We start from the raw sequence: 15570 nt of genomic DNA, 5'->3' as shown, positions 1-15570 counted from the left end.
TGGATTTCTTGCAAATTGCATCATGATGCCCTGCATTGTGTTGCAGTCGTGAGGAACCGCCATGGCAGGACGCCCGACAATCACCGACCTCGCCCGCGAGGCAGGCGTCAGCGTGGCCACCGTCGACCGCGTATTGAACGGCCGCGCCAAGGTCCGTGAGGAAACCGCCCGCCGGGTCTATGAGGCCGCGCAGCGCATCGGCTATCATGCGGCGGCGTTGATCGGCCAACGCATGTTTGCCGACCTGCCGGAAATCCGTTTCGGCTTTGTCTTTCCCAAGGCGCGGCAACCCTTCTGGCAAAACGTCGCCCGCGAGATGGAGGCCGCCGTCGCCCGCGCACCGGGCATTCGCGGCTCGATCGCGGTCGAATTCGCCCCCTCGCAAAGCCCCGGAGACATCGCCGGTCTGATGATGAAACTTGCCGACCGGACCGATGCCATCGCCTCTTCGGCGGTCAATCACATGCAGATCACCGATACCGTGGCCCAGTTGCAGGGGCGCGGCATCCCCTGTTTCGCCATGTTGAATGACTATGCGCAGGGCGTGCGCCACGGATATATCGGTCTCAACAACATGAAGGCCGGTCGGATTGCGGCCCACATGATGTTCCGAGCAGTGGGCCACCCCGGTAAACTGGCAGTGTTTGTGGGCGGCTATCGCTGGCATGGCCACGAACTGCGTGAAACCGGGTTCCGCAGCTACTTCCGCGAATACGCGCCGGATTTCAGCATCCTCGACACGATGGTCAACCTTGAAACCCGGCAACTGACCTATGAAACGACGCTGGAACTGTTACAGCGGCATCCAGATCTGAAAGGGCTGTATTGCTCGGGCGGCGGCATGGAAGGCGCGATTGCCGCCCTGCGCGAAGTGCGCGCGCCCGGCCAGGTGACGTTGATCCTGCACGAACTGATTCCGGAATCGCGCGCCGCACTGGCAGACCGCTATGCGGAGATGGCCATTGCCACGCCTCTTGAACAGCTTTGCAACGATACTGTCACGCTGATGATCGCCGCCGTCCAGCAACAGGAAAGCGCCTCGCCCGGTCAGCACTTTCTACGCCCCGATCTTTATCTGCCGGAATCCGTCTAGGCCGGGCTTCACTGGCGCCAAAACCAATTTTTTTCATGGGCTTGCGTCGCACGCCGCTCCTCGGGTAGCGGGCAAGAGGCCCCGCGCCCCCTGCCCGCTCCGACACCGGGGCGGTGAACGGACGCCGAGGTACACTCTTGAGACGTTTCACTTCATTTGGCGAAAACCTCTCTTTGATGCCTGTCAAACACCCTCACAGATGAAAGGATTCACGGCCCGGGGAATTGACCGGATGCCGCCCTCCCCTCACGGTAGCGCCAACACGTGCCGCGCTGAGGAGAGCGGCACGCCCTCTCGACGTTCCGGAAAGGCAGTTTGGCATGGGCAAGACCCTTGATGTGATCACCATTGGCCGGTCCTCGGTGGACCTATACGGCGCGCAGATCGGCGGGCGTCTTGAAGACATGGCAAGCTTCAACAAGTATATCGGCGGATCGCCCACAAATATCGCGGCGGGCACCGCGCGGCTGGGCCTGAAATCGGCGCTGATCACCCGCGTAGGGGATGAGCACATGGGCCGCTTCATCACCGAAGAACTGCAAAAGGAAGGCGTCGACACGCGCGGCGTCGTAACCGACCCGGAGCGCCTGACGGCGCTGGTGCTGCTGGGTATCCGCGATCAGGAACAGTTCCCGCTGATCTTCTACCGCGACAATTGTGCCGATATGGCGCTGTGCGAAGACGACATCGACGAGGGGTTCATCACGCAGGCACGTTCGGTCGTGGCCACCGGTACGCACCTCAGCCACACGCGGACCGAGGCCGCCGTGCTGAAGGCGCTGAACATCGCCCGCGCGAATGGAATGCAGACCGCGCTGGACATCGACTATCGCCCAAACCTCTGGGGCTTGTCCGGGCATGGCGACGGCGAAAACCGGTTCATCGCCTCGGACAAGGTCACGGCCAAGCTGCAATCGACGCTACACCTCTTTGACTTGATCGTCGGGACCGAGGAAGAATTTCACATCGCGGGCGGCACCACCGATACGATCCAGGCGCTGCGCAATGTGCGCAAGGTTTCGGGCGCGACGCTGGTCTGCAAGCGGGGACCGATGGGCGCCGTGGCCTTTACCGGCGACGTGCCCGACACGCTGGACGAAGGGCAAAGCGGCCCCGGTTTCCCGATCGAGGTCTTCAACGTGCTGGGCGCTGGCGACGGGTTCATGTCCGGCCTTCTGAAAGGCTGGCTGACCGATCAGGATTGGCCGACCGCGCTGACCTATGCCAACGCTTGCGGCGCCTTTGCCGTGTCGCGCCACGGCTGCACGCCCGCCTATCCTTCGTGGGCGGAACTGGAGTTCTTCCTGAAACGCGGCGTCAAGGAAAAGGCCCTGCGCAAGGATCAGGAGCTGGAGCAGGTCCACTGGGCCACCAACCGCAAGGGCGACTGGTCGACCATGCGCGTCTTTGCCTTCGACCACCGGATGCAGCTGGAGGATCTGGACGGCGCAACGCCCGACAAGATCGGCACCTTCAAGGAACTGTGCCTAGAGGCCTGCGCCGAGGTGGCGGGCGGCAATCCCGGTTACGGGCTGCTCTGCGACTCGCGCCTTGGCCGCGATGCGCTGTACAAGGCGGCAGGCACCGGCCTGTGGATCGGCCGCCCGGTGGAATGGCCCGGCTCGCGCCCCTTGACGCTGGAACCCGAGATCGGGCCGGATTTCGGGGGCCTCAACGAATGGCCGCTGGAACATGTGGTCAAGGTGCTGTGTTTCTACCATCCCGACGACACGCCCGAGATGAAGGCCGAGCAGGAAGCCACCGTCACCCGCCTGTTCCACGCCTGCCGCCGCAACCGGTTGGAATTCCTGCTGGAGGTGATCCCGTCGAAAGCCGGACCGGTGGGTGACGACACCACCGCGCAGGTGATCCGCCGTTTCTACGATCTGGGCGTCTATCCCGACTGGTGGAAGCTGGAACCGATGAAGACAGAGGCCGGTTGGCAGAACGCGGTCGCCGCCATCGAGGAAAACGACCCGAACACCCGTGGTATCGTGGTGCTGGGTCTTGGGGCCGAGGATTCGGCGCTGAAGGAAAGCTTTGAGGTCGCGGCGAAATACCCGCTGGTCAAAGGATTTGCCGTCGGCCGCACGATCTTTGCCGAAGCCGCCAAGGGCTGGATGACCGGGGCGCTCACGGATGCCGAGGCCGTGGCGCAGATGAAAGACAACTATGCACGGCTGTGTGGCTACTGGGATGCCGCACGCGGGGAGGAGTGACCATGAAGACGATCCGACTGACCGCCGCACAGGCGATGGTGCGCTATCTTTCGGCGCAGATGAACGAGGATGGCGAGCGTTTCCTTGCCGGGTGCTGGGCGATCTTCGGCCATGGCAACGTGGCGGGCCTTGGCGAGGCACTGTACCACGCGCAGGGCGATTTCCCCACCTGGCGCGGCCACAACGAACAGACCATGGCCCATTGCGCCATTGCCTATGCCAAGCAATCGGGCCGACAGCGCGCAATGATGGTGACCTCTTCCATCGGGCCGGGCGCGACCAATATGGTCACCGCCGCCGCGCTGGCTCATGTGAACCGCCTGCCCGTGCTGCTGGTGCCCGGCGATGTCTTTGCCAATCGCGGCCCGGACCCGGTTCTGCAACAGATCGAGGATTTCGAGGACGGCACGGTTTCGGCCAATGACTGTTTCAAGCCGGTCTCGCGCTATTTCGACAGGATCACCCGTCCGGAACAGTTGTTGACCGCCCTGCCCCGCGCCATGGCCACCATGACCGACCCGGCGCAATGTGGCCCGGTCACGCTGGCCTTCTGCCAGGACGTGCAGGCCGAGGCCTACGATTACCCCGAGAGTTTCTTCGAGCCGCGCACATGGTTCCGCCGCCGCATCCGCCCGGATCATCACGAGCTGCACCGCGTGGTGGAAAAGATCCGCGCCGCCAAACGCCCGGTGATCGTCGCCGGGGGCGGCGTGCATTACGCGGACGCCTGTGCGGATCTGCAGAGCTTTGCCGAGGCGCATAACATCCCGGTGGTCGAGACGCAGGCGGGCAAGTCGGCGCTGGCCTGGGATCACCCGCTGAACATGGGGCCGGTGGGCGTGACCGGGGCGAGTTCGGCCAACGCGGTCTGCGCCGAGGCGGATCTGGTGCTGGGTGTCGGCACCCGGTTTCAGGATTTCACCACCGGGTCGTGGTCGCTGTTCAAGACCCCGCAGGCGACCTTGGTCAGCCTGAACGTCAATGCCTATGACGCGGTGAAACACGGTGCCATACCGCTGCAATCGGACGCAAAGACGGGCCTGACGGAACTGGCGCTGGAACTGACCAGCTACCGGGCCGCAGACGTGGATAGCGGGCTGAAAGCGGACTGGTTCGCCAATGTCGACCCGCTGACCGATGCGCCCGCCGACGGCAATGCCCTGCCCACGGATCAGCAGGTGATCGGTGCCGTTCAGCGCGCCAGCGGGCCGGATACGGTCGTCATGTGCGCCGCAGGCACCATGCCGGGTGAGCTGCACAAGCTGTGGAAGGCCCCGCGCCCCGGCGCCTATCACATGGAATACGGGTATTCCTGCATGGGCTATGAGATCGCCGGCGCCATGGGCATCAAGATGGCCCAGCCCGGCCGCGACGTGGTCTGCTTTGCCGGGGACGGCACCTATATGATGGCCAACTCGGAACTGGCGACCGCCGTGATGATGGGCATCAAGTTCACGCTCGTCATCACCGACAACCGCGGCTACGGCTGCATCAACCGGCTGCAAATGGGCACCGGCGGGGCCGAGTTCAACAACCTGCTGGACCACACGGTGCACGAGAATGCCGCCAATATCGACTTTGCCGCACATGCGGCCTCGATGGGTGCGGCCGCGGTGCATGTAAACTCTATCGCCGAGATGGAAGAGGCGCTGGCCCGCGCCAAGGAGGCCACTGGCCCCTTTGTCGTCGTCATCGACACCGACCCCTACCCCAGCACCCCGCATGGCGGCAACTGGTGGGACGTGGCCGTCCCCGAGGTCTCGGAACGCGCCGAGGTGCAAGAGGCCCGCAAAGGCTACGAGGCCGCACTCAAGGACCGCGGCTGACAATTTCCGTAGGCCGGGCTTAAGCCCGGCTTACCCCCAACATCCAACGGAAAGACATCCAAATGAGCGTCAAGATCGGCATTTCGCCCATTGCCTGGCAGAACGACGACCTGCCCGACCTCACCGCCGCCTACACGATGGAACAGGCGCTGAAGGAAAGCCGCGAGATCGGATATACCGGCGTCGAACGTGGCCAGCGCATGCCGCATGACACGCCCGGCCTGCGCGCCTACCTCGACAAATACGACATCGGTCTTTGTGGTGGCTGGTGCTCGGGCAACCTCTTTGTCAACGATGTGGCGCAGGAAATCGAGGCCGTCCGCCAGCAGGTCGAGCAATTCGTGGCCCTGAACAGCCCCTGCATCGTTTATGCCGAATGTTCCAACACCGTGCAGGGTCAGATCGGCACGCCGGTCAACGACCGCCCCAAGCTGACCCGGGACGAGGTGCTGGACTATGGCCGCAAGCTCTCGGAAGTCGCGAAGTGGATGAAGGATCAGGGCATGCCCATGGCCTACCATCACCACATGGGATCCTTCTGCGAGGACGAGGATGACGTGAACTGGCTGATGGAGGGCACCTCGGACGAGGTCTCGCTCTGCTTCGACACCGGTCACCTGCTGTTCGGCGGCGGCGACGTGATGCGCACGCTCGACCGCTGGTCCGACCGCGTTCTGCACGTGCATTTCAAGGACATCCGCCCCGAGGTGGTCAAGGACGTGCGCGACAACAACCGGAGCTTCCTTGATGCGGTGATCGCGGGCGCCTTCACCGTACCGGGCGACGGCTGCATCGACTTCCAGCAGGTGGCGAACAAGCTCAAATCGATGGATTACAATGGCTGGATCGTGGTCGAGGCCGAACAGGACCCGGCCAAGGCCCCGCCCTACGAGTATTCCAAGAAGGGCTATCAGCACATCCTCGACGTTTGCGCCAAGGCCGGGCTGGAAATCGAAAGCTGACCCATGAAACAGAGCGCCTTTGACGTCCAACACCCGTTTTTCCTACCGCTCTGGCGGCGGGTGGCGACGGTGGCGCTCTGCCTTGGATGGGCGGGACTGGAACTCAGCTGGGGCAACCCGCTCTGGGCCATCCTCTTTGCCGCCATCGGCACCTATTGCGCCCATCAGTTCTTTGTCGCCTGGGACGCTCAGGCGGTCCGCAAGAAACAAGAAGACCAGGGAGGAGACCCATGAAAGATACGGCTTATTTTGACGTCACATCCTGTGACCTTGCCGAGTTCGCGCAGCTTACGGGGCAATCCCTGTCGGTTTCGGACCTGCGGTTCGCCTCGGCGGTGGAAAAGAACGTTCCCGTCTATGATATCGCGGCACTGCAAGGCGTGCTGAGCGACCCGGCCCAACGCGCCGAACTGCTGGCGGAATGGGGTTTTGTTCTGGGGCAATCCGCCGGGGCTCTGGCCCTGAAGGGCGCCTATCAGGACACCGCGCCCATCGACCGCGCGACCGAGGTCTTCGAACGTATCATCGCGCGCGAACATGAGGCCGGACTGGGCGCAGGCGATCATTTCGCCAAGGCAGGGTCGAACGCGCGGATCTGGAACTCGCTGCAAAAACACTGCCTCGAAGACCCGCAGGCCTTTGCCCTCTACTACGGCAACACCGCCATCGCCGCCGTCTGCGAGGCATGGCTTGGCCCCTTCTACCAGATGACCGCGCAGGTGAACCTCGTCCGCCCCGGCGGTCAGGCGCAAAGTGCGCATCGCGATTATCACCTCGGTTTCCAGACCGCCGAGGTGGCGGCGCGCTTCCCGGCCCATGTGCATGACCTTTCGGCGGTGATGACGTTGCAAGGCGCGGTCGCCCATTGCGACATGCCGATCGAAAGCGGCCCGACCAAGCTGTTGCCCTTCTCGCAACTTTTCCGCCCCGGCTACATGGCCTACCGACGCGAGGATTTCCGCGAGTATTTCGAAGAAAACTGCATCCAGCTGCCACTGTCCAAGGGCGACGCCGTGTTCTTCAACCCGGCGCTGTTCCATGCGGCAGGCGAAAACCGCAGCAGCGACATCCACCGCATGGCGAACCTGCTGCAGGTGTCCTCGGCCTTTGGCCGCGCGATGGAAACCGTGGACCGCAGCGCCATGTGCGGCGTCCTCTACCCGGCGATCCAGGCGCTGCGAGCGAGCGGCAAGCTGGACGATGAAACCACCGCCGCCGCCATTGGCGCCGCGGCCGAAGGCTACTCTTTCCCGACCAATCTTGACAGCGATCCGCCGCTTGGCGGGCTCGCCCCCGAAACCCAGAACGCGCTGTTCCACCGCGCCCTGTCCGATGGCCTGTCACCCGACGCCTTTGCCAAGGCGCTGGCCCAACAGGACGCGCGCCGCCAGCCCTGACCCAAGGAAAGCCCCGATGACCCAACTTCTCCGCAAACCCGCCGGAACCAGCGGCAAAGTCCACGAAATCACCGTGGACAACGCCCGCACCCCGGAAAGCCCCGACTGGGGCTATGTCGGCTTCGACCTCTGGCGACTGGGCGCCGACGAACGCGCCGAGGGCCACACCGGCGATCGTGAGGTGATCCTCGTGCTGGTCGAAGGCAAGGCCCATGTCAGCGGTGCCGGAAAGGATTTCGGCGAACTCGGCGACCGGATGAACGTCTTCGACCGCATCCCGCCCCACGCCGTCTACCTTCCCGCCGGCAGCGACTGGACCGCCACCGCCACCACGAACTGCACGCTGGCGGTCTGTTCGGCCCCGGCCATCGGCGATTATCCGGCGGCGCAGGTAGGCCCCGCCGGCATCGACCTCGTCGAACGCGGCAAGGGCACCAACACCCGCTACATCCACCCCATCGCGATGGAGGAACGCGACGTGGCCTCCTCGCTTCTGGTGACCGAGGTCTACACGCCGTCGGGCCACTGGTCCTCCTACCCGCCGCATCGCCATGACGAAGACACCTTCCCCGACATGACCTACCTCGAAGAGACCTACTACCACCGGCTGAACCCGGCGCAGGGCTATGGCCACCAGCGGGTCTTTACCGAAGACGGGTCACTGGACGTAACCATGTCCGTCAGCGACCATGACGTGGTGCTGGTACCCAAGGGCCACCACCCCTGCGGCGCGCCTTATGGCTATGAGATGTATTACCTGAACGTCATGGCCGGCCCCTTGCGCAAATGGCGGTTCAAGAACCACCCCGACCATGACTGGATTGCCCAACGGGACGCTTGATGCGCGTGGCGATACAGGCTTTTTGAGTATTTGGACCAAGAAGAAACCAAGGGCGCTGGAGACCGATGATCTCTTGTGCTTCTTCTTGGGGAAAATACTCCGGGGGTCAGAGGGGGCAGCGCCCCCTCGCCCGACCGATGCCGCGGAACGGAGCGCCGCGAAGAAAGCGCCGCGCTTACGCCTCGGGCAGCACCTTGCCCGGATTAAGGATATTGCCAGGGTCCAGCGCGGATTTGATTGCACGCATCATTTCCAGCGCGACAGCATCCTTGCGGCGCGCCATCGAGGGGCGCTTGGACAGGCCGATGCCATGTTCGGCGGAAAACGACCCGCCCAGCGACAGGACCACGTCTTCGACAGCCTCCATCACCGCATCCTTGGCATTTTCATCGGTCAGCCAGACCGCGTAGTGTATGTTGCCATCGCCAAGGTGTGACACGACCATCGCACGGGCGCCGACGTCGATCCCGTTTAGCCGGGCATCCGCCTGTTCGAGGAAGGTGCCGACCTTGTCCACCGGGACGGAAACATCGTTGTTGATTAGTGGCTTGTGCGACAGAGACACTTCGGCTGCGGCTTCACGCCGGGCCCACATGGCGGCGCGCTGCGCATCGTTCTGCGCCACCACGGCGTCGACCACCGCCCCCTCTTCCAGCAGGTCGCCCAGCACGTCTTCGAGGTAGGAAGACAGCGGCACCTGCCCATCCGGCCCCGGCTCGACATCGCGCGGCGCGGTGGCGCCCAGTTCCACGAGGATGTTGACCTCGTATTCCGCATCAAAGACCTTTTGCGCCTCCGGGTGCATTCGGGCAAAGGTCTGCATGTAGAGGCGCGGCATGTATTCAAAGGCTTCGACCGCGCCGCCCGTGACGTCTTGCAGGCGGTTCAGGACCGCCAGCGCGCCGGGCAGGTCCTCGGTTGCCACCATTGCGGTGGCGTAGGCGCGCGGTTGCGGCACCAGTTTCAGCACCGCCCGTGTGATGATGCCCAGCGTGCCTTCGGAGCCGATCAGCAGGTGGCGCAGGTCATAGCCGGTGTTGTTCTTGTGCAGTTCCGACATCAGGTCGACGACACGGCCATCCGCCAGCACCGCCTCGATCCCCAGCACCAGATCGCGCGTGTTTCCATAGCGCAGAACGTTGGACCCGCCCGCGTTGGTTGCCAGCAATCCGCCGATCCGCGCCGATCCTTTGGCGCCGAAGGTCATGGGGAAGTTCAGCCCCTTTTCGGCTACCGCCGTATGCAGGTCGCTCAGCACCACGCCCGCCTCGACAATCGCCAGCCGTGCCGGGGCGCGGATTTCCTCGATCCGGTTCATTCGGTCCAGCGACAGCATGACTGCGCCCGCGCCGAAGGTTCCGCCTGCGAGCCCGGTATGGCCCGACACCGGCACCACCGGCACTTTGGCGGCATGGGCCGCGCGCAGCACGGCCGAGACCTCGGCGGTGCTGCGCGGGCGCGCCACGCAAAGGGGGGTCCATGCGTATTGGCCGGTCCAGTCCCGCGACCACGCGGCCATATCCTCGCCCGTCAGCAGACCCGAGGCATCCAGCACCCCGCCCAGTTCCTCGACCAGTGTCATTTCGGCACCTCGAATGTCAGTGAGGCCCAGAGGCTTTCCCAGGCCGGGTCGCCCTCCTCCTCGATCTCAAGTTCCCGCATCACAACGGCGTCGACAAGATAGAAATGCCCCGGTTTCACCCCGATCGTGGCGCGGCCTTCGGCGTCTGTGCGGTAGCGGTGGATGGTGACATTGCCCTCTGGATCACGCTCGAACAGTTCCACCTGCACGTCGGCGCGCGGCGCGCCTTGGTACAGCACCCGCACCGGCATCCCATCCGACAGGTCATCGGTAAAGGGGTTGGCCTCGGCCACGATCTCGGTGATCAGGCCCAGTTCACGGTCCGCGCCGACACCATCGCCCAACGCCACGAGGCTTTTGGCATGGCGGGAATACCTTTCACGGACACGGTCCTGACCAAGGCCGCGTTCAAGGTGCCGGTCGATGGCCCAAGTGAAATCCTTTTCGGTACAGAAACCGGTGAATTTTTCCCACTCGCGATAGGTCAGGTTGTAGTTGCGGGTGACGTGGACGATGGTGGCCAGCCCGTTGCCCTCGGGCACCATGTTCAGCGCGGGCTTGTCGCCGACCCGGCCCTCGACCGGCTGAACCCCCGCCGCGGTGACAATCTCGAACCGGGTGAAATTCTGCGGGTTGTAGCTGTAGGTTGCGCCTTTCAGTTCTGTTCCGACCAGAAGCCGGGCTTGCACAGCTGCGCCCTCGTCAAAGCGGGGCCCCGAGGGTTCGATCCAGAATTCATGCGCGGATAAAGGCGCGGCCAACACCGCGAGAACCCAGGTCAATCGAAACATTCGGCGCTCCTCCCCGCTGCCTATCCCGGCAATCTAGCGCCCCGGCCTGCCGCCGCAACCGGTCAGGCGGCGCCGCGCAGACGCGTTTCCATGGCACCGGCCAGTTCGGCCACGCCCTTGCGGAACCGTTTGTCCATGCCGCCCCGGGCCAGTTTCATGGATTGCAGGAACAGCCGTGCCGACAGAGTCTTGGCGCTCATGGTGGTGGTGGCATTGATCCGGGTCCGGCCCGGCGACAGCGCCACGATGTCCAGCGTCAGCACCATGGTCAGCCCGCCCGACACGCTGGTAAAGACCAGACGTTCCGAAGGCTGGTATTCGGTCAACGTGACCTGTGCCTGCCGCCGTTTGCCACGAAACCGAAACCCCGTGTCCCAAGCCATCCCCGCGCCGGGCCCTTCGGCGGTGCGCGAAACTTCGACCCCGCGCCGCATGGCCTGCCGTTCGATGGTGTCGAAATCGCTCATCATGGCAAAGACCCGGTCTTGCGGGGCTTCGATATCTTCGCGTGCCGTCAGTTCCATGTGCCTGCTCCGCCTCTAGTTGTCCGGCTCTTTGCCGGTATCCTACCGCAGTAGACCTGTCAGTCCAGTCTATCCGCCATCCAGTTACGCAACAGGAAATGCGCAATTGCCCCTTTTCGTGCGGGCATCAACCTCGGGTTCTGGCCTGCGGCGGCTTGGGCAAGCTCTTCGCGCGTGACCCAGATCGCATCTTCCAGCTCTGCAGGGTCGATTGTAATCTGATCGTCCAGCGCCTCGCCATGGCACCCGAACATCAACGAGGCCGGAAATGCCCATGGCTGGCTGGCAAGGTAACGCACTGCACCCACACGGATCCCGGCCTCTTCCCATGTTTCACGGCGGACCGCCGCCTCGATGGTTTCGCCGGGTTCGACGAAACCGGCAAGGCAGGAATACATCCCCTCGGGCCATCCGGGGGAGCGCCCCATCAAACAGCGATTGCCCCGCGTGATCAGCATGATGACCACAGGATCGGTGCGCGGGAAATGATGCGCGCCGCAAGCGGGGCAGATGCGCTGCCACCCGGCCTGATGCATTTCGGATCTTGCGCCGCAGCGGGAACAGAAGCCGTGCGAGGCGTGCCAGCCATGCACCGCCTTGGCCGTTGCGGCAAGTTCGGCATCGCGCGGTGTCAGCCATGTCATGATGCGGCGCATTTCGGCAAAACGCCCTTCGGGACAGCCGGGATGCACATATTCGCTGGGATCAAGGAAACTGGCCTGTGCCTCTGCGTCGAAATCATCCGGGGTCCAACGCGAGATGTCATGACAAAAGACAGCCGCCCCCTCTTCGCGGCCCAACAGGATTGGCGGATTGTCAGACTCGGACAGGATCGGGTGATCCAGCGGCAGGCGCAGCAGGGTCATGCCATCATCCCCGGTCACCAGCGGCTTGCCGCGCCACATCAAGATCGTGCGCGAGCGCGCATCCTGCATGGCTGCCGCAAGGGCACCGATGTCCCCACGCAGTTCTGCCGCCCGGTCCAGCCCTGAACCTCCGAATGTCACTTGTTCCGCGTGCCGCATGGCGCCCTCATTCATTGTTGGCGCAACCTGCCCCGTGTCGCCCGGGGATGCAAACCGGCAAGCCGAAATGCCGTAGCGGAACATCAAGATACACGCTACAGTTGAGGCTTGAATTTCGGGACTGTCATGCGACTGTCAGGAAAGAAGTGCATGGGAAGCTCCTGAATCGAACACTAGAGGTTTCCCATGTCCTTCCCGAACACAAAACTATCGCGCCGCCAGTTCCTGGCGGGCACCACTGCCGGGGCCGCCTTGATCACCTTGCACCCTTACTCGGCCAATGCTGCCTCGAACCAGGCGCATTTGCGGATCATGGAAACGACGGACATCCATGTCCACGTTCACCCCTATGATTATTACTCGGACCGCCCTGTCGACACCGTCGGCCTGTCGCGCACCGCGTCCATCATCAATGGCATCCGCGCCGAGGCGAAGAATTCGCTGCTGGTGGACAATGGCGACTTTCTCCAGGGTAACCCGATGGGCGATTACATCGCCTATGAACGCGGCATGAACGACGGCGACAGCCACCCGATCATCACCGCTTTCAACACGCTGGGCTATGATGTCGCCACCCTGGGCAACCATGAATTCAACTACGGCCTCAGCTTTCTTGAGAAATCGCTGGCCGGCGCTGACTTCCCGGTCGTTCTTGCCAACCTGGCCAAGAAAAAAGGTGCCTCCGCGCGTGAGGATGAGACCCTGGTCAAGCCCTACACGATCCTCGACCGCGAGATCGAGATGGGCGACGGCACCAAACACCCGATCAAGATCGGCGTCATCGGCTTTACCCCGCCGCAGGTCATGAACTGGGATCGCAAGCACCTTGAAGGCAACGTCGAGGCGCGCGACATCGTCGAAACCGCCAAGGCCTATATCCCCGAAATGCAGGAACAGGGCACAGATCTCATCATCGCCCTGTCGCACTCGGGCATCGGCTCGGCCGATCACAGCGACGGCATGGAAAACGCCAGTGTGCCGCTGGCGGCGCTCGACGGGATCGACGCGCTTGTCACTGGCCACTCGCACCTTGTCTTCCCCTCGCCGACCTATGCGGATTTCGCCGCCGTCGACGTGGACAAGGGCACGATCCACGGCAAGCCCGCCGTCATGGGCGGCTTCTGGGGCTCGCACATGGGCCTGATCGACCTGCTCTTGGAACGCGACGGCAACAGCTGGCGTGTGGTCACCACCACCTCGGAATCGCGCCCGATCTCCAAGCGGAACGAGGATCGCTCGATCACCGCGCTGGTCGAGGATTACCAGCCGGTGCTGGACGCCACCCAGACCGACCACGAGGAAACGCTGGCCTATGTGCGCCGCGCCGTGGGCCAGACCTCGGCCCCGCTGCACAGCTACTTTGCTCTGGTGGCCGATGATCCCTCGGTCCAGATCGTCTCGATCGCCCAGAAATGGTACATCGAACAGATGATGAAGGGCACCGAGTACGAAAGCCTGCCGATCCTTTCCGCCGCCGCGCCTTTCAAGGCCGGTGGTCGCGGTGGCCCCGATTATTACACCGATGTCGCCCCCGGCGCCGTGGCGATCAAGAACGTGGCCGACCTCTATCTCTACCCGAACACCGTTCGCGCGGTGAAGGTGACGGGCGCGCAGGTCAAGGGCTGGCTGGAACGCTCCGCCGGCATGTTCAATCAGGTGACGCCGGGCGCGCAGGACGCGCCGCTGCTGAACGCGGCCTTCCCGTCTTACAACTTCGATGTGATCGACGGTGTGACCTACCAGATCGACCTCAGCCAGCCGTCGCGCTTTGGTCCCAAGGGCGAGCTGGAAAACCCTGAGGCCAGCCGCATCGTGGACCTGATGTTCAATGGCCAGCCGGTGACCGATGACATGGAATTCATCATCGCCACCAACAACTACCGCGCGTCCGGCGGCGGCAGCTTCCCGGGTGCCATGGGCGACACGATCATCTTCGAGGCACCGGACACCAACCGCGACGTGATCGTGCGCTACATCGTCGAACAGGGCACCATCAACCCGGCGGCGGATGCCAACTGGCACTTCAAGCCGATGGAGGGCACCACAGTCGTCTTCGAAACCGGCCCCAAGGCGCGCAACTACATGGATGACGTGCAGGCGGTTCAGATCGAGGACGCAGGCGAAGGCGCGGACGGTTTCGCATTGTTCCGCATCCAGCTGTAAACAGCCTGCAAGACTGCGACATAACTCGTGACAGCGGGCGGCTTTCGGGCCGCCCGTTTCCATTGTACCCCGGCAGCAACCAAGCGACAGGAGCCGCAATGCCTTATGACGCCGTGATCTTTGATCTGGACGGAACCCTGCTGGATACCGAACGGCTCGCCTTTGCATCGGGCCGCGCGGCGCTGGCCCGGCATGGCCTCGACCTCAGCGAAGCGATCTTCCTGCGTCTCGTCGGCACTGCCGTGGATACCGGCCGGTCCATCCTGCAAGAGCATTTCGGCGACCGGGACTTTGACGCCATAGGCGCCGATTGGCAGGCGGAAAGCCGTCGCCTGTCCGCATCGGGCATCCCGCTGAAACCCGGCGCGGCCGAGATTCTCCTGCACCTCGCCGAACGCAACATGCCGCGTGCGATCGCCACCTCCTCTGGGCGTGACGGGGCGCTGCACAAACTTGCACAATCCGGTCTCGCGCCACGGTTCGACGTGGTTGTGACCCGCGATTGCGTCAGCCGGGCGAAACCGGCCCCCGATCCCTATCTTCTTGCCGCCGAACGGCTGGGGGCCGATCCCCGCCGCTGTCTGGCCTTCGAGGACAGCAACACCGGCGCCGAATCCGCCTTTGCCGCCGGGATGACCGTGGTTCAGGTGGCCGACATGGTGCCGCCTTCAGGCCGCTATGCGCATCATATGGCCGAGGACCTGCTGGGCGGGGCGAAAATGGCCGGCCTGTTCTGAAACCCTTGTTGCGTGCCGCGGGCCGGTCGCCTACTGCATAGTCAGTTGCGTGAAATTCAAGGGGGCCGCGATGTTCCGTTTCCTGTTCGGCATGTTGGCCATGGCGCTGATCGCTGCCTTTGTCACCAAACCCGGCCCCGAAGCCGCCGAGGCCGAACTGCGCCAGCAACTGCAACTCGCCATCGTCAACGAAGGTCTGGACGGAAAATCCGGTCTGGATGCGGCGGCGCTGCTGCTCTGCCGCACCGACCCGCGCGCCTGCGGTGACCTGCTGATGCAGGGCATCGACCTGACCTACGACGACCGCTACCTGTATGCCCGCGTCGATGTGAAGGGCTACAAGATGACGGCCACCTGCTACGGGTTGTACACCCGCTTCTTCTGCCCGGGCGGTCTCGTCCGCGAATAGA

General features: G+C 63.8%; 14 protein-coding genes. 10 read left to right on the top strand and 4 right to left on the bottom strand.

Features of this window, described 5'->3' with window-relative positions; translation table 11 throughout:
- The first annotated feature begins 61 nt into the window (after nt 1-61).
- From KJP30_RS17485 to iolB, 7 genes are all read left to right on the top strand, one after another.
- Entirely contained in the window at nt 62-1093 is a 1032-nt protein-coding gene (locus KJP30_RS17485) for a LacI family DNA-binding transcriptional regulator (protein WP_218450621.1), read from the top strand.
- A gap of 320 nt (nt 1094-1413) precedes the next feature.
- Nucleotides 1414-3312 (top strand): bifunctional 5-dehydro-2-deoxygluconokinase/5-dehydro-2-deoxyphosphogluconate aldolase, encoded by a 1899-nt coding sequence (locus KJP30_RS17480; protein ID WP_218450620.1) that lies wholly within the window; start codon nt 1414-1416, stop codon nt 3310-3312.
- Nucleotides 3313-3314: 2 nt separating this feature from the next.
- Nucleotides 3315-5138 (top strand): 3D-(3,5/4)-trihydroxycyclohexane-1,2-dione acylhydrolase (decyclizing), encoded by a 1824-nt coding sequence (gene iolD, locus KJP30_RS17475; RefSeq protein WP_218450619.1) that lies wholly within the window; start codon nt 3315-3317, stop codon nt 5136-5138.
- A gap of 62 nt (nt 5139-5200) precedes the next feature.
- Nucleotides 5201-6100, top strand: coding sequence for a myo-inosose-2 dehydratase (gene iolE / locus KJP30_RS17470; protein ID WP_218450618.1), 900 nt, complete (start codon nt 5201-5203; stop codon nt 6098-6100).
- A gap of 3 nt (nt 6101-6103) precedes the next feature.
- Nucleotides 6104-6334, top strand: a complete 231-nt coding sequence (locus KJP30_RS17465; protein WP_218450617.1) for a hypothetical protein — start codon at nt 6104-6106, stop codon at nt 6332-6334.
- The gene (locus KJP30_RS17460) at nt 6331-7497 is read left to right on the top strand and encodes a phytanoyl-CoA dioxygenase family protein (protein WP_218450616.1); all 1167 of its coding nucleotides are present in this window, start codon (nt 6331-6333) and stop codon (nt 7495-7497) included. The genes KJP30_RS17465 and KJP30_RS17460 overlap by 4 nt, the downstream gene beginning before the upstream one ends.
- Nucleotides 7498-7513: 16 nt before the next feature.
- Entirely contained in the window at nt 7514-8338 is an 825-nt protein-coding gene (gene iolB / locus KJP30_RS17455; protein ID WP_218450615.1) for a 5-deoxy-glucuronate isomerase, read from the top strand.
- A 175-nt stretch (nt 8339-8513) separates the two neighbouring features.
- Here the strand turns inward: iolB and KJP30_RS17450 are convergent, their stop codons facing one another.
- The 4 genes from KJP30_RS17450 to nudC form a co-directional block, all read right to left on the bottom strand.
- Nucleotides 8514-9920, bottom strand: a complete 1407-nt coding sequence (locus KJP30_RS17450; protein WP_218450614.1) for an FAD-binding oxidoreductase — start codon at nt 9918-9920, stop codon at nt 8514-8516.
- On the bottom strand, nt 9917-10711 hold the full coding sequence (locus tag KJP30_RS17445) for a DUF4198 domain-containing protein (protein ID WP_218450613.1): 795 nt from the start codon (nt 10709-10711) through the stop codon (nt 9917-9919). The genes KJP30_RS17450 and KJP30_RS17445 overlap by 4 nt, the downstream gene beginning before the upstream one ends.
- Before the next feature lie 62 nt (nt 10712-10773).
- Entirely contained in the window at nt 10774-11235 is a 462-nt protein-coding gene (locus tag KJP30_RS17440; protein WP_218450612.1) for an SRPBCC family protein, read from the bottom strand.
- 59 nt (nt 11236-11294) lie between these two features.
- Nucleotides 11295-12260 carry an NAD(+) diphosphatase gene (nudC, locus tag KJP30_RS17435; RefSeq protein WP_218450611.1) on the bottom strand — a complete coding sequence of 322 codons (966 nt, stop codon included), beginning with the start codon at nt 12258-12260 and terminating at the stop codon, nt 11295-11297.
- A gap of 186 nt (nt 12261-12446) precedes the next feature.
- Here nudC and KJP30_RS17430 point away from each other — a divergent pair, with 186 nt between their 5' ends.
- The 3 genes from KJP30_RS17430 to KJP30_RS17420 all read left to right on the top strand — a co-directional run bounded on the left by KJP30_RS17430 (nt 12447) and on the right by KJP30_RS17420 (nt 15569).
- Nucleotides 12447-14423, top strand: a complete 1977-nt coding sequence (locus KJP30_RS17430) for a bifunctional 2',3'-cyclic-nucleotide 2'-phosphodiesterase/3'-nucleotidase (RefSeq protein WP_218450610.1) — start codon at nt 12447-12449, stop codon at nt 14421-14423.
- 98 nt (nt 14424-14521) lie between these two features.
- The gene (locus KJP30_RS17425) at nt 14522-15160 is read left to right on the top strand and encodes an HAD family hydrolase (protein ID WP_218450609.1); all 639 of its coding nucleotides are present in this window, start codon (nt 14522-14524) and stop codon (nt 15158-15160) included.
- Between the two features lie 70 nt (nt 15161-15230).
- On the top strand, nt 15231-15569 hold the full coding sequence (locus tag KJP30_RS17420) for a hypothetical protein (RefSeq protein WP_218450608.1): 339 nt from the start codon (nt 15231-15233) through the stop codon (nt 15567-15569).
- Nucleotide 15570: the final 1 nt, after the last annotated feature.

This window comes from Antarctobacter sediminis (genome assembly GCF_019218285.1).
Taxonomy (GTDB): domain Bacteria; phylum Pseudomonadota; class Alphaproteobacteria; order Rhodobacterales; family Rhodobacteraceae; genus Antarctobacter; species Antarctobacter sediminis.
This window is presented reverse-complemented; position numbering and strand designations above follow the sequence as displayed.

Excerpts from the sequence above, each read along its gene's own strand:
- KJP30_RS17485 (WP_218450621.1), top strand. The coding sequence starts at position 62 with ATGGCAGGACGCCCGACAATCACCGACCTCGCCCGCGAGGCAGGCGTC.
- KJP30_RS17480 (WP_218450620.1), top strand. The coding sequence starts at position 1,414 with ATGGGCAAGACCCTTGATGTGATCACCATTGGCCGGTCCTCGGTGGAC.
- iolD (WP_218450619.1), top strand. The coding sequence starts at position 3,315 with ATGAAGACGATCCGACTGACCGCCGCACAGGCGATGGTGCGCTATCTT.
- iolE (WP_218450618.1), top strand. The coding sequence starts at position 5,201 with ATGAGCGTCAAGATCGGCATTTCGCCCATTGCCTGGCAGAACGACGAC.
- KJP30_RS17465 (WP_218450617.1), top strand. The coding sequence starts at position 6,104 with ATGAAACAGAGCGCCTTTGACGTCCAACACCCGTTTTTCCTACCGCTC.
- KJP30_RS17460 (WP_218450616.1), top strand. The coding sequence starts at position 6,331 with ATGAAAGATACGGCTTATTTTGACGTCACATCCTGTGACCTTGCCGAG.
- iolB (WP_218450615.1), top strand. The coding sequence starts at position 7,514 with ATGACCCAACTTCTCCGCAAACCCGCCGGAACCAGCGGCAAAGTCCAC.
- KJP30_RS17450 (WP_218450614.1), bottom strand. The coding sequence starts at position 9,920 with ATGACACTGGTCGAGGAACTGGGCGGGGTGCTGGATGCCTCGGGTCTG.
- KJP30_RS17445 (WP_218450613.1), bottom strand. The coding sequence starts at position 10,711 with ATGTTTCGATTGACCTGGGTTCTCGCGGTGTTGGCCGCGCCTTTATCC.
- KJP30_RS17440 (WP_218450612.1), bottom strand. The coding sequence starts at position 11,235 with ATGGAACTGACGGCACGCGAAGATATCGAAGCCCCGCAAGACCGGGTC.
- nudC (WP_218450611.1), bottom strand. The coding sequence starts at position 12,260 with ATGCGGCACGCGGAACAAGTGACATTCGGAGGTTCAGGGCTGGACCGG.
- KJP30_RS17430 (WP_218450610.1), top strand. The coding sequence starts at position 12,447 with ATGTCCTTCCCGAACACAAAACTATCGCGCCGCCAGTTCCTGGCGGGC.
- KJP30_RS17425 (WP_218450609.1), top strand. The coding sequence starts at position 14,522 with ATGCCTTATGACGCCGTGATCTTTGATCTGGACGGAACCCTGCTGGAT.
- KJP30_RS17420 (WP_218450608.1), top strand. The coding sequence starts at position 15,231 with ATGTTCCGTTTCCTGTTCGGCATGTTGGCCATGGCGCTGATCGCTGCC.